Source organism: Cupriavidus sp. (assembly GCF_057315035.1).
The window spans coordinates 1-11,512 of record NZ_DBHKYV010000002.1 but is presented as its reverse complement, the minus strand read 5'-3'; the positions used below and the strand labels follow the sequence as shown (position 1 = coordinate 11,512).

15 protein-coding genes and 1 pseudogene are annotated in these 11,512 nt (G+C 59.4%); 12 read left to right on the top strand and 4 right to left on the bottom strand.

Annotated elements, in window-relative coordinates; genetic code table 11:
- Positions 1-93: 93 nt before the first annotated feature.
- The 3 genes from ACO550_RS03620 to ACO550_RS03610 are packed head-to-tail and all read right to left on the bottom strand — an operon-like array spanning position 94 to position 1,378.
- The gene (locus ACO550_RS03620) at positions 94-651 is read right to left on the bottom strand and encodes a sigma-70 family RNA polymerase sigma factor (RefSeq protein WP_315595036.1); all 558 of its coding nucleotides are present in this window, start codon (positions 649-651) and stop codon (positions 94-96) included.
- Complete coding sequence (locus ACO550_RS03615; protein ID WP_315595035.1) at positions 648-1,094, bottom strand: periplasmic heavy metal sensor; 447 nt, start codon at positions 1,092-1,094, stop codon at positions 648-650. Before ACO550_RS03615 ends, ACO550_RS03620 begins: the two co-directional genes overlap by 4 nt.
- The gene (locus ACO550_RS03610; RefSeq protein ID WP_315595034.1) at positions 1,091-1,378 is read right to left on the bottom strand and encodes a CnrY/NccY family anti-sigma factor; all 288 of its coding nucleotides are present in this window, start codon (positions 1,376-1,378) and stop codon (positions 1,091-1,093) included. The genes ACO550_RS03615 and ACO550_RS03610 overlap by 4 nt, the downstream gene beginning before the upstream one ends.
- Positions 1,379-1,604: 226 nt before the next feature.
- On the opposite strand from ACO550_RS03610, the gene ACO550_RS03605 reads away from it, so the two are divergent.
- Both ACO550_RS03605 and ACO550_RS03600 read left to right on the top strand, forming a co-directional pair.
- A complete protein-coding gene (locus ACO550_RS03605) occupies positions 1,605-1,850 on the top strand; it encodes a hypothetical protein (protein ID WP_315595033.1) in 246 nt (81 codons plus the stop codon).
- A 517-nt stretch (positions 1,851-2,367) separates the two neighbouring features.
- Positions 2,368-3,411, top strand: coding sequence for a porin (locus ACO550_RS03600; RefSeq protein ID WP_315595056.1), 1,044 nt, complete (start codon positions 2,368-2,370; stop codon positions 3,409-3,411).
- Between the two features lie 237 nt (positions 3,412-3,648).
- Here ACO550_RS03600 and ACO550_RS03595 read toward each other — a convergent pair whose 3' ends face one another.
- Positions 3,649-4,017, bottom strand: a complete 369-nt coding sequence (locus ACO550_RS03595; protein ID WP_315595032.1) for a transcriptional regulator — start codon at positions 4,015-4,017, stop codon at positions 3,649-3,651.
- 270 nt (positions 4,018-4,287) lie between these two features.
- Between ACO550_RS03595 and ACO550_RS03590 the strand changes: the two genes are divergently transcribed.
- From ACO550_RS03590 to ACO550_RS03545, 10 genes and pseudogenes are all read left to right on the top strand, one after another.
- Positions 4,288-5,262, top strand: coding sequence for a chromate resistance protein ChrB domain-containing protein (locus ACO550_RS03590; RefSeq protein WP_315595031.1), 975 nt, complete (start codon positions 4,288-4,290; stop codon positions 5,260-5,262).
- A 36-nt stretch (positions 5,263-5,298) separates the two neighbouring features.
- A complete protein-coding gene (locus ACO550_RS03585) occupies positions 5,299-6,504 on the top strand; it encodes a chromate efflux transporter (protein WP_315595030.1) in 1,206 nt (401 codons plus the stop codon).
- A 19-nt stretch (positions 6,505-6,523) separates the two neighbouring features.
- On the top strand, positions 6,524-7,117 hold the full coding sequence (locus ACO550_RS03580; RefSeq protein WP_315595029.1) for a Fe-Mn family superoxide dismutase: 594 nt from the start codon (positions 6,524-6,526) through the stop codon (positions 7,115-7,117).
- Between the two features lie 56 nt (positions 7,118-7,173).
- Complete coding sequence (gene chrE / locus ACO550_RS03575; protein ID WP_315595028.1) at positions 7,174-7,476, top strand: rhodanese family chromate resistance protein ChrE; 303 nt, start codon at positions 7,174-7,176, stop codon at positions 7,474-7,476.
- Positions 7,473-7,934 (top strand): chromate resistance protein ChrB domain-containing protein, encoded by a 462-nt coding sequence (locus ACO550_RS03570; protein WP_315595027.1) that lies wholly within the window; start codon positions 7,473-7,475, stop codon positions 7,932-7,934. The genes chrE and ACO550_RS03570 overlap by 4 nt, the downstream gene beginning before the upstream one ends.
- A 19-nt stretch (positions 7,935-7,953) precedes the next feature.
- Positions 7,954-8,313 carry a hypothetical protein gene (locus tag ACO550_RS03565; protein WP_315595026.1) on the top strand — a complete coding sequence of 120 codons (360 nt, stop codon included), beginning with the start codon at positions 7,954-7,956 and terminating at the stop codon, positions 8,311-8,313.
- A gap of 19 nt (positions 8,314-8,332) precedes the next feature.
- A complete protein-coding gene (locus tag ACO550_RS03560; protein ID WP_315595025.1) occupies positions 8,333-8,644 on the top strand; it encodes a hypothetical protein in 312 nt (103 codons plus the stop codon).
- Positions 8,645-8,690: 46 nt separating this feature from the next.
- On the top strand, positions 8,691-9,908 hold the full coding sequence (locus ACO550_RS03555; RefSeq protein WP_315595024.1) for an MFS transporter: 1,218 nt from the start codon (positions 8,691-8,693) through the stop codon (positions 9,906-9,908).
- Between the two features lie 63 nt (positions 9,909-9,971).
- Positions 9,972-10,892 (top strand): DUF1259 domain-containing protein, encoded by a 921-nt coding sequence (locus tag ACO550_RS03550; RefSeq protein WP_485994188.1) that lies wholly within the window; start codon positions 9,972-9,974, stop codon positions 10,890-10,892.
- A gap of 93 nt (positions 10,893-10,985) precedes the next feature.
- A pseudogene (locus ACO550_RS03545) lies at positions 10,986-11,372 on the top strand (YncE family protein); the annotation flags it as partial.
- Positions 11,373-11,512: the final 140 nt, after the last annotated feature.

The following is an 11,512-nucleotide window of genomic DNA, read 5'->3' as shown; positions in this document are numbered from 1 at the left end:
AAGAAATGTGAGACTGAAACGGGTGCTGCTATGTCTAATACGCGGCCCGAGCGTTTTTCCCTCGCGAACCGAGATGTTTTTTTTCGAACCCGGCTATAGAAGTGCAGCCAGCTTCGCTCTCGCCCTCGTGACTCGTCCTTCTAGCGCCTTAACGGTGATGCCGAGCGAGGCCGCTGCCTCGGACGACGACATGCCCACAATGGATGTGAGGACAATCGCTTCGCGCCCGCGCGCATCAAGCTTGGTAAGCACGGCAACAACGCTGGCAAGTCGGCGGCGTGCCGCCACTCGACGCTCCGGACCCGGATCCTCGTCGGGGACAGTGTCTGCAACTTCGGGATCCTGGAGATCCTGGGCGCCAAACAGGAAATGCCGGACGCGCCGAAAGCGATACAGGTCACGCATCTTGTTCATCGCAATGCTGAAAAGCCAGGCACGAAACGACCTCTCCCGGTCGAAGTCATCCAGGCCGTGCCATGCGGATACGAACGTTTCCTGCACGACGTCATCGATATCGGTTTCAGGAATGCCAAAGCTGCGCGCGGCCTGTGCCAATGCAGCACCATGTCGCTCGACGAGCTGACCAAACGCGTGCTGGTTGCCGGCGGCTGCCTGGCTGACGAGAATCTTTTCTGCGTCCTCGGGTGTCACTGTGAGCCGCGGCGGAGCGCATCGACGAGAACACGGTCATAGGCTGACCGATGCTCGGGCTTGAGTCCCGCACGCATTTCAAAGACATGAACCAGCGTGGCACGCTGAAGGTCTCCGGCGGCTCGTTCGACCTCCTGCGTGGCGGCTTCCACCTCGGGCGACCAGTTTGGATTCGTGGCAATTGCGTCAGCCAACTTGCCATTGGCGGCCCGCAAGCGCATTTCGATCTCACGCCGGCGTTGGGCAAATGCCTCTTCCTTTAGCTCAAGGATTTCCTTCTCATTGGCATCCAGGGGAACGGCAGCGTGCAACATCTCATGCAGGTCGGGATGCTTGTCCTCTCGCGCATGCGTGAAATAGACGCCCCCGGCAGCAACGACGATGCCCAATAGCGCGCCTACCAAGGTGGAAAGCGACAGACGGAGGGTTCTCGCTTTCATCATTTACCGATCAGTAAACCAAAAGGCGAGGCGGCCGGTGGCGTGGCGACCCACGTGGGAGAAGCCTTGCTTAGCAGTCCGGTTCCAATACGATCGATGACGGTGAACGCAAACAGCGCAGCCAGCGCGGCGCAGCAGAGCGTTCGCCAGATATCGTGTCTGGAGACGATTACGGTTTGGGCCGGCTCCTGGGCTATCCGGTCGCGGATTGCGCCGACATCCACGGCCTGCGATGCCTCTCGCGTCACTTTTGACGCCTCGGCGAGCCACTCATCGACATTGGTCATTGTTTGCTCCATGCCTTCATCCACCTCGATACTCTATATACGGCGCTCACCCTCAAATCCCCTCGACTTCCTCGAAAATATTTTTGGAATGCAGTGCGCGAAGCCTTTGCCGCGAGCCCGCAGTAATTCATGACCAACATGTAATTGCCGCGCAATCACTTGGGGCATATCGGAACACTAGACTGGCGGTGCAGTTCAAATCAACATTTCAACTCCTTTGCCAACCATGAAGAACTCCCTCGCCAAGCTCGCCTTCACTTCAACCATTCTCGGTCTGACAGGCCTTGCTAGCGCCTCCCCCGCCCCGCTGGACATCCACGCATCGCTCAACAAAGCAGACGGCCAGATTCATCGGCCGCGCGACGCTTTCACCGATGGTGCTCGCATTGCCGAGCGTGACGCATTTACGGATGGCGCCAGGATCGGCCAGCGCGACGTCTTTTCGGATGGAGCTCACGCCGACAAGAAGTAAAGCCTGAAGTAGGCCGGCCGCCACTGCGGCGGCTGCGTTACCGTCCGCGCTACTGTTAGCACATTAGTGCCGTCCATCTCTTTCCCCGGGGTCCTCTACGCCTGACGCCCGCTCCTCGAACGGAGCTATGGCAATTCCTCCTCGCTGTGAAGCCGCGCGCCAGTTGTCTCTCACCCTTCCGCCCCGTCCGCACCGTAGTTCTTCATTGCAAGCGTCGCTCAGAAAATTCGGGCAATCCATGTGAACTGGATTTTCGCTACCACTGGCCGGAAGTTTCTCCCCGCTACGGATCGGACTCCATACGTCCAGTTTCCAAGGACGGCGCCATACCGAACACGTCATGATCGGTCACTGCGACCCTGGACGAGGTCGTGTCGCGATGATGCGACAAGTGGCTTGCTCGTAATTTCACCGCAATCTGACGGCAATCTCCAAATTTCTATACTCGCGCCTCAATTTACAGATCGCAAATCAATGAACTGAGGAGCCTACATTGAAACTGTCCCATTGCTTTACCATGGTGTCGCTTGGCATTGCCGCAGGTGCCGCCCACGCACAGTCGAGCGTTACGCTGTATGGTGTCGCTGATGCAGGGATCGAGTACTTGAGCAATGTCCCATCTGCCTCTGGCGGATCGAGCCAAGTGCGAATGACGTCGGGCAACATGTCGACCTCGCGGTGGGGCATTCGCGGTGTCGAGGATCTGGGCGGCGGCCTCAAAGCGATCTTCGATCTGGAAAGCGGAATTTCCTTCGATACCGGCGCGCAGAACAACAACACCCGCCTGTTTGATCGTGGCGCGTTTGTGGGCCTTGCCAGCCAATACGGCACGCTGACGTTGGGCCGGCAGACAACACCGATGTATGACACGGGATTGCAGGTTGACCCGATGGGTTACGCGCCACGCTATTCGCTGTACAAGAGCGACGATACGCTGGCCGGCCGTGCCGACAATGCCATCAAGTACCGCGGAAAGTTCAATGGTCTGACAGCCACCGCCCTCTATAGCTTCAGCCGAACTGGCGGGGGTGAGGTGCCCGGCAACTACAAGGTGGACCGCAATCTCGGCGTGTCATTGATGTATGAAGCCGGCGCGTTTGCCGTTGGTGCCGCATATGACGAATTCCAAGGTTCCACTGTCCCGACGGAAAACCTCACCGACCGCCGCGCGATGTTGGGGGCCAGCTATGCGTTCGGCCCCGCGAAGGCCTTCGTTGGCTACCGCTGGTACAACGGCAATGTGGGAACCCTGCCAGCCAACCGATCTAATCTGTATTGGGCGGGCTTGCGTTACAGCATGACGCCCGCCCTGACGTTAACGGGCGCTGCTTACTATACAGATACGCAGAACTCCAGCGCGGACCCGATTATGTTTGTCGCTTCCGCCGACTATGCCTTCTCCAAACGTACTGATGTGTATATGAACGTCGGGTACGCACTTAATCGTGGCAATTCGCAGCTCGGCATGAATGGCTACAACGCACGGACCGGCAACCCGACGAATGTCGTGCCTGGCCGGGATCAGACTGGCGTGATCATGGGTGTACGCCACAAGTTCTAAGCTGCCCCAAGAATCGACACTCCCTTGTGCAAACAGGAGAGCTTGGAGTCCCAAATCGGGACTCTTTTTTTTGGAAGAAGCGATATTGCGTTTCACATCAGCAGGCGCTATGACACCTTGATCAGGATTGCGAGCTTTCACCGCGCGCTGCAATCCGAAAAAGGGAAGGGAGTTTTGACACGGCCACCAATTGCGTAGCTAGCGAACGGCAACATCCACGGCAAACCAAAAGGAACGCTATTTCACTGGCACGCTGTGCCAAACTTTATTGAGACCATCTCCCGAGCGGTCGCCCGCCTTCTTGTCCATCAGGCCGCGATACAACGGCTTTCCTTGATAAGCCCATTGGGCTCTGCCATCGTGCGTAGGGACCAAGGTGAGCGCTCCAACCGGCTTGTCGTCGGGAGCAGCGAGTGCGGGTGGAAAATTCCGTTCACAGTCCCCTTCGCAGGATTTGGCATCGGGAACCCCTCTTTTAGCGAAGACGTATAACGTCATGCCGTGTTCGTCAACCAGGATGCCTTCGCTCGCGTGCGGTGCGGCGCCCATCACCGGGGACGCGACGAGATATCCCCCCACAATCAGTGCGATTGAGAGCCGTTTCATAGCGCAACTCCTAGGTCCAACCAACAACGACACCAACTGGCCCGGATGTAGAAGGCATTGGCGTATGCCTCGGGCCGCTGATTTCTTGTAACGCCATCAGGACTGGCCATGCATCGGCCGTCGTCCTACAGGACGCTATTCCTCGCCGCGCCTCGAAATGCATGAGCCCCTTGCAGCACTTTTTATTGTGTGGCCAAGGCTCTTCGGCATTGACTTTGTAGAGATCGCTACAGCATTGAAGTAGCGCATACAGCCCGCTAAGCTGGCTGCATGACTCCTGCTTCCTCCCTCCCCGAGACGGCCTGGCTACTTCTCGTCGTTAGCCTGCCGACCTCCGCTGCCACGCCCCGCATGCGCTTTTGGCGTGGCATCAAGACGCTGGGCGCTACCGCGCCGCGCGACGGCGCATATTTGATCCCGAATCTGCCAGGCCTGCGTGGGCCATTACAAATGCTGGCCGCCGATGCCGCCAATGAGGACGGCAAGGTCTGGATGCTGTCCGTACAGGCCAGCGACGAACAACAGGAGGCGGAGTATCGGGCGTTGTTTGACCGGACCACCGAATATGCGGCATGGATGACCGAGCTCTCCAGCGCCCGCTCAACTTTGTCCGATGCAGATGAGGCGGAGCTACTGCGCGTGGCACGCCGGCACGGCCGTGGGATCGATGCCATCCGCAAGATCGATTTCTTTCCTAACGACGCGTCCGCCCGGGCCGAAGCGCAGTGGCGCGACTTCAATGCGGCAATCGACATTATGCTGTCGCCCGGCGAGCCGCACGGCACAGCCGGCAACATTCCGCGACGTGACCCGACCCAGTATCACGGGCGTCAGTGGGCGACCCGCCAGCATCTCTGGGTCGACCGCGTTGCCTGCGCCTGGTTGATCCGGCGCTTTATCGATCCTCACGCCACGTTCCTCTGGCTCGAAGATATTCGGCAGTGCCCGGATGACGCACTCGGGTTCGACTTTGATGGCGCGACGTTCACACACATTGGCGACCGCGTTTCGTTTGAGGTGCTGCTCGCCAGCTTCGGACTAGAGGAGGACAAAGGGCTTGCCCGCCTCGGCCAGATGATCCATGTGCTGGACATCGGCGGTACACCCGTTGCAGAAGCGAGTGGTTTTGAGGCCGTGCTGGCTGGTGCGCGAGAGCGCCTGCCCAACGACGACGCACTGCTGGATGAAGTCGGCTACGTCCTCGACTCGCTTTACACGCATTTCTCAAGCGCGCGCAAACGCTAGTCGTTGCCAACCACAAATAGCTAACCATCAGACAAGATGACCTCGCCCCAACCAACCGACACCACGGCAGCCGGCCCGGTACACAGTGACCCGACTTATACGCTGCGACAACTGGTGCTGTACTTTCTGCGACTCGGCACCTTCGGCTTCGGCGGGCCCGTGGCGCTGGCCGGCTATATGCACCGCGACCTGGTCGATGCACGGCAGTGGATCACCGACGCCGACTACAAGGAAGGTCTTGCCCTGGCGCAACTGGCACCGGGACCGCTAGCCGCTCAGTTGGCAATATACCTGGGATACGTCCACTACCGCATCGTTGGCGCGACGCTCGTCGGCGTCGCCTTCGTACTGCCGTCATTTTTGATGGTGCTTGCACTCGGCTGGGCGTACGTGCGCTTTGGCGGCCTGACCTGGATGCAGTCGGTGTTCTATGGCGTGGGCGCTGCAGTGATTGGCATCATCGCAATCAGTGCGTACAAGCTGACCAAAAAGAGTGTCGGCAAGGACAAATTGCTGTGGTTTATTTATCTGGTGCTCGTCGCCGTCACGGTCATCACTGAATCGGAAGTGGCGTGGCTGTTCCTCGCCGCCGGCGTTCTGGTCTGGTTCTGGCGTGCCCCGCCGAAGTGGCTCCGCCAAGGCAAGCTGAATGCGCTGGCAGCAACGCCCTTACCGGCAGCAAGCGGGATGATGAGCACGTTGGATTGGCCGCTTCTTTCGCAGATCGGCGTCTTCTTTGCCAAAGCAGGAGCCTTCGTATTCGGATCGGGCCTTGCCATCGTGCCGTTCCTGTACGGCGGCGTGGTGACCGAGCACCACTGGTTGAACGACAAGCAGTTCGTTGACGCCGTGGCGGTGGCGATGATTACTCCTGGCCCGGTGGTCATTACTGTCGGCTTTATCGGCTACCTCGTGGCAGGCCTGCCGGGCGCGTGTGTCGCAGCGGCCGCCACCTTCCTGCCGTGCTACCTGTTCACAGTATTGCCAGCCCCCTATTTCAAGAAATACGGAAAGCTACCGGCGATCCTCGCCTTTGTGGACGGTGTCACCGCGGCGGCCATCGGTGCGATTACCGGCGCGGTGATCGTACTGGCGAAGCGGTCGATTGTTGATATCCCGACGATGTTGCTGGCCCTTGTCACCGTCGTGTTGCTCCTGAAGTTCAAGAAGCTGTCCGAGCCCATGATCGTCGCCGGGGCAGCCATCATCGGCCTGATCGCCTATCCGTTGTTGCATCACTAAGGTGCCACAGGAGACCCTGATGACCTACGAAATGAAGCCGCTGGGTTGCGACCCTGCCAAGCTGACCGGCCTCTCCGAGAAGCTGATCGTCAGCCACTACGAGAACAACTATGGTGGGGCGGTCAAGAGACTGAACGCCATTTCAGCCAAGCTCGCAGAGCTGGAGATGGCAACCGCTCCCGTGTTCACGCTCAATGGACTGAAGCGCGAAGAACTCATCGCGATGAATTCCATGATTTTGCACGAGGTGTACTTCGACGGCCTCGGTGATGGCGGTCCGCTGGACGGCGCCCTAAAAGCTGCCATTGAACGTGATTTCGGATCGATCGAACGCTGGCAGGCCGAGTTCATAGCGATGGGCAAGGCACTCGGTGGCGGATCGGGCTGGGTACTACTGACGTACGCGCCGCGCGACGGCCGGCTGATCAATCAGTGGGCGTCGGACCATGCGCATACCCTGGCCGGGGGCACACCGGTCCTGGCGCTCGATATGTATGAGCACTCCTACCACATGGATTACGGCGCGAAGGCGGCCGCATACGTGGACGCCTTCATGCAGAACGTCCACTGGCAACGGGTCGCAAACCGCTTCGCTACAGCAGTACGGACGTAACCGAAGCAGGTACTCCCATGCCACACGCCACGTGCCCTCTGGAACTCGCGACGGCCTTGAAATCCCTTGACGCACCGCAATTGATCGACGTCCGGCGCAAGCCAGCGTTCGATGCGAGTGAAAAAATGATTGCAGGGGCTATCTGGCGCAATCCCGACGAACTTGGCAACTGGTTCGCCACGCTTGATGTGAACCGTCCTGTCACCGTCTATTGCGTCCACGGCCGCGAGGTCGGCCGGGACTGCGCGGCGCTTCTCGAGGCGATTGGCTTCGACGCCACGTATCTGGTTGGTGGGCTTGAAGGATGGATCGCAGGTAATCACCCGACGGTTCGCAAACCAATACGGATAGCGCCATGAAATGGATCACACGTGAACGGCCAAAGATCGATCGTATCGCCTGCCCATGGCTGATCGCCCGATTCATCGACGAGGCCCCCGACTTCCTGTATGTACCCTCGGGCGACGTGGTTCGCATCGCCAGCGAAGCCGGCGCGATCCCCTATGACATACCCGGTGTCGAGCTCACGCACGTAGGCGAGCTCTGCAGCTTCGACGCATTCCTGAACAAGTACAACCTTGGTGAGAATCCGGCCCTTCAGCATCTAGCAAGTATCGTTCGCGGCGCGGATACCTCGCGGCTCGATCTCACGCCGCAGTCAAGCGGGCTCTACGCCATTTCACTAGGGTTGTCTCACGTCTTCATGGATGACCACGAGATGCTTGAACATGGCATGGTGATGTACGACGCGTTGTACGCATGGTGTCAAAGCTGCCAGGCGGAGACCCATCGATGGCCGCCACAGACTTCCGTCTGAATTCCATTGGAAACATCAAATGAATCGAGTCCTTTCCGCGCTATGCGCCGGAATCGCCATCGCCAGTTCGGCCTCCGCTGCAACGGCGCAAGACGTATCCCGGCACCTGAAGGCATCAGAAATCAAACGCACCATCAGCGGCAAGGTGATCACTGACGGTCCACACTGGGCCGACAAATTCGCGTCCGACGGTACCGTCGAATCTGTCATGCAAGGTCAGGAGCAGAAGGGGCGTTGGCATGTGCGCGGCAGCAACCTGTGTCTGACCTATCCCAGCGCAAAGGCCGAGGAATGTTTCGAGGTATGGCGGTACGGCCAAATGAGTGAGTACCGCCGCGATGGAGTCCTCGTGGCACAAGGGAAGCTGGTGAATCAATGAGGTATTGAGGGAGCCTGCGATGTCCTCTCGTTCTCGCAAGTTCGAAGCGGCTGCACTCGCTGGTGCACTGGCCCTGGCCACTACAAGCTGCGGCTGGCACCCATTCGGCGCGCGCAGTCATCAGACAGTCGCCATCGCTCAGGTTCCCGCGCCAGTCCGATCAACGATTGAGCTGCAGGCCAGAGGCCGCGCCGTCGGTGATATCGAAAAGCAGGTGATGGCTGGCAAGACCCGATACGAGGTCACTTTAGGATCCGGCGCTGACAAGGCAACGTTATTGATTGGCGAGGATGGCAGACAGTACGCCGACGATGACGATGACGAGGACTAATGCCGCTCAGGGCGAGGCTGGCAAGTCGCCACCCGCAAGCGTCCGTATGAAGCTCGCCAGTCTTGTCCTGCCACCAGGTATCGACGCGAGCGTGAAGCCGCTTCTCGTAGGCCGTGCGCTACGCGGATTGTGCGACGGGTATGTGGCAGTACTCCTGCCGGCGTACCTGCTGGGGCTTGGCTTTGGCCAGTTCTCTGTCGGGCTGATCAGCAGTGTGACGCTGATTGGTTCTGCGCTCGGCACCATCCTGGTCGGGCTCGTCGGGCATCGTTATTCACAGCGCCGCCTGCTGATTCTGGCCGCTGCGCTGATGGCGGCGACCGGGTTGGGATTTGCTGGCGTGACATCGCTCTGGCCGCTTCTAATCGTTGCCTTTGTGGGTACGCTGAACCCAAGCTCTGGCGATGTCAGCGTGTTCCTGCCACTGGAGCAAGCCAGGCTCGCCGAGGCTGCAACACCCGAAACCCGTACCGCGCTGTTCGCTCGCTATAGCCTTGTCGGTGCGTTCTCCGCAGCCATCGGCGCGCTGGCCGCGGCCCTCCCGGCATGGATATCCATTCACGCTGGCGTGTCGTCGTTGACGGCGATGCGCTTGATGTTTGTCATCTATGCGTTGACCGGCGCTGCATTATGGGCGCTCTATGCTCGACTTCCGAAGCCCCGTCCGCAGTTGGTAGAGCCGTCCGCTCCCCTGGGTCCTTCTCGCAATATCGTGGTTCGTCTGGCGATGCTGTTCAGCGTCGATGCATTTGCTGGCGGTCTGGTCGTCAATGCGTTGCTTTCCCTTTGGTTGATGCAGCGGTTCGGACTGTCACCGGGTGCAGCCGGCCAGTTCTTCTTCTGGGCCGGATTACTGACGACGGCCTCTCAATTTGCGGCGGTGCCGCTCGCACGGAAGATCGGATTGCTGAACACCATGGTGTTCACCCACATCCCCTCAAGCGCCTTCTTGATCGCCGCGGCCTTTGCCCCGTCGCTGGCACTGACATTGCTGCTATTGCTTGCACGCAGTGCGCTATCGCAAATGGACGTGCCGACCCGGACGGCATTTGTGATGGCGGTGGTGACACCAGCCGAGCGGACGGCCGCCGCAAGCCTGACCGCTGTACCGAGGAGTCTGGCGGCGGCGGTAGGTCCGGTGCTTGCGGGAGGATTGATAACCACGGGCTGGATCGGAGCACCGCTACTGGCCTGCGGCTTACTGAAGATCGGCTATGACCTGGCGATGCTGGCCGCGTTCAGGCATGTCAAACCGCACAACTGATAGGGGTTCGGCGCGTAGCCAATCTAACGCCCTTCAATCGTCACAATGGAGTGAACAATGCGAATGACAAAGCAAGTTGTTCTGGCCCTTTCTTGTTTCGCTTGTGCTTGCACCATGGCGACCGCAGCGCCTGCAGAACGGCGTGCGACCCTGGATTCCGCGCGGATCGAACAGATCACTGGCCTGAAAGGCACCTTCTCTGAGGCGGAGAATGTTTTCAAGGTATCCAAGCCTCGTACCGACGTCCAGATCCAGGTGGATGGCGCTGCCATGCCACCGTTCATGGGGTTGACTTCCTGGGCCGCCTTTACGCCGGCGCATGCGCGCCAGGCAATGCTCATGGGAGACACCGTGCTCTTCGAGGACGAAGTTAATCCGGCGATGAGTGCTGCGCTTGATGCGGGCCTCGAGGTGACGGCACTTCACAACCATTTCTTCTTCGATCAACCGCGCGTGTACTTCATGCACATCGGCGGCATGGGTGATCCTGATCGCCTCGCTACCGGCGTAAGGAAGTTATACGACAAGATGGCCGAGATCCGTGCCGCTAACCCTTCCGTTGCCAGCGGCTTCTCGGGTGCGATCCCACGAGAGAACGCGATCACCCCCGCCCCCCTTGAGACCGTATTCGGCAAGAAGGGACAGTCGAGCAACGGGAGGTTCAAGATCGTGATCGGCGCTAAAGCAATCATGCACGGCGTCACTTTTGGCAACGAGATGGGCCTCAACACGTGGGCCGCGTTCGCAGGCACAGATGAGTCAGCTGTCGTGGACGGGGACTTCGCAATGCGAGAGGACGAACTTCAGACCGTACTTAAGGCGATGCGATCGGGTGGCATCAATATCGTTGCCATCCACCAGCACATGACCAACGAGCAGCCGCGCTACATGTTCCTACACTATTGGGGCAAGGGCAAAGCAGCAGAACTCGCCGCAAGCATCAAGAAGGCGCTGGACGCACAGGCAAGCGTGCATAGGCCATAGCCCATGAGCAACGCGATGTCCCCGCGGCGCTACCCCCGATCATGGCAATCGGGGGGCTGCCAAACGCTATTTACTTGGTCGCTCTCCTTGGCGATGTTGCTTGGCCCGGCCATTTGCCAGCCTGGTACCAACTCGATGTCATCTCACGCTTTACCCCTGCAACATGTGGGCGACTTTCCATTGCCAGGTAGAGCGACGCGTTGGGACTATCTCAGCCTCGACCCAGTCCGCTCAAGGCTATTCATCGCTCATCTCGGCGACAATGAGATCGTGGTGATGGACATCAAGACAAAAACCGTCTTGGCAACCATCGGCAATGCGGGCTAGGTGCATGGAGTATTGGCCGTTCCAGAGCTCAACCGTGTGTACGCGTCGGCCACCGCGACGGACGAAGTCGTGACAATCGATTCGTCCACATTGAAGATCGTGGCTCGCGTCCCTGTCGGGAAGTATCCCGACGGTATCGCCTATGCGCCCGAGGTTGGGGTAATCGTACTTTTCGTGCTAAATCTGGCGCTTTTCGTGCTAAATCTGGCGCTCTTCCTGAAAGCCTTTACTGGCAAGGCTTGCCGGTCGACTCCGGCGACCGTCGGCAGACTCTGAGAGCTCCCGCGGTACCA

Excerpts from the sequence above, each read along its gene's own strand:
- ACO550_RS03615 (WP_315595035.1), bottom strand. The coding sequence starts at position 1,094 with ATGATGAAAGCGAGAACCCTCCGTCTGTCGCTTTCCACCTTGGTAGGC.
- ACO550_RS03610 (WP_315595034.1), bottom strand. The coding sequence starts at position 1,378 with ATGACCAATGTCGATGAGTGGCTCGCCGAGGCGTCAAAAGTGACGCGA.
- ACO550_RS03605 (WP_315595033.1), top strand. The coding sequence starts at position 1,605 with ATGAAGAACTCCCTCGCCAAGCTCGCCTTCACTTCAACCATTCTCGGT.
- ACO550_RS03600 (WP_315595056.1), top strand. The coding sequence starts at position 2,368 with ATGGTGTCGCTTGGCATTGCCGCAGGTGCCGCCCACGCACAGTCGAGC.
- ACO550_RS03595 (WP_315595032.1), bottom strand. The coding sequence starts at position 4,017 with ATGAAACGGCTCTCAATCGCACTGATTGTGGGGGGATATCTCGTCGCG.
- ACO550_RS03590 (WP_315595031.1), top strand. The coding sequence starts at position 4,288 with ATGACTCCTGCTTCCTCCCTCCCCGAGACGGCCTGGCTACTTCTCGTC.
- ACO550_RS03585 (WP_315595030.1), top strand. The coding sequence starts at position 5,299 with ATGACCTCGCCCCAACCAACCGACACCACGGCAGCCGGCCCGGTACAC.
- ACO550_RS03580 (WP_315595029.1), top strand. The coding sequence starts at position 6,524 with ATGACCTACGAAATGAAGCCGCTGGGTTGCGACCCTGCCAAGCTGACC.
- ACO550_RS03570 (WP_315595027.1), top strand. The coding sequence starts at position 7,473 with ATGAAATGGATCACACGTGAACGGCCAAAGATCGATCGTATCGCCTGC.
- ACO550_RS03565 (WP_315595026.1), top strand. The coding sequence starts at position 7,954 with ATGAATCGAGTCCTTTCCGCGCTATGCGCCGGAATCGCCATCGCCAGT.
- ACO550_RS03560 (WP_315595025.1), top strand. The coding sequence starts at position 8,333 with ATGTCCTCTCGTTCTCGCAAGTTCGAAGCGGCTGCACTCGCTGGTGCA.
- ACO550_RS03555 (WP_315595024.1), top strand. The coding sequence starts at position 8,691 with ATGAAGCTCGCCAGTCTTGTCCTGCCACCAGGTATCGACGCGAGCGTG.
- ACO550_RS03550 (WP_485994188.1), top strand. The coding sequence starts at position 9,972 with ATGACAAAGCAAGTTGTTCTGGCCCTTTCTTGTTTCGCTTGTGCTTGC.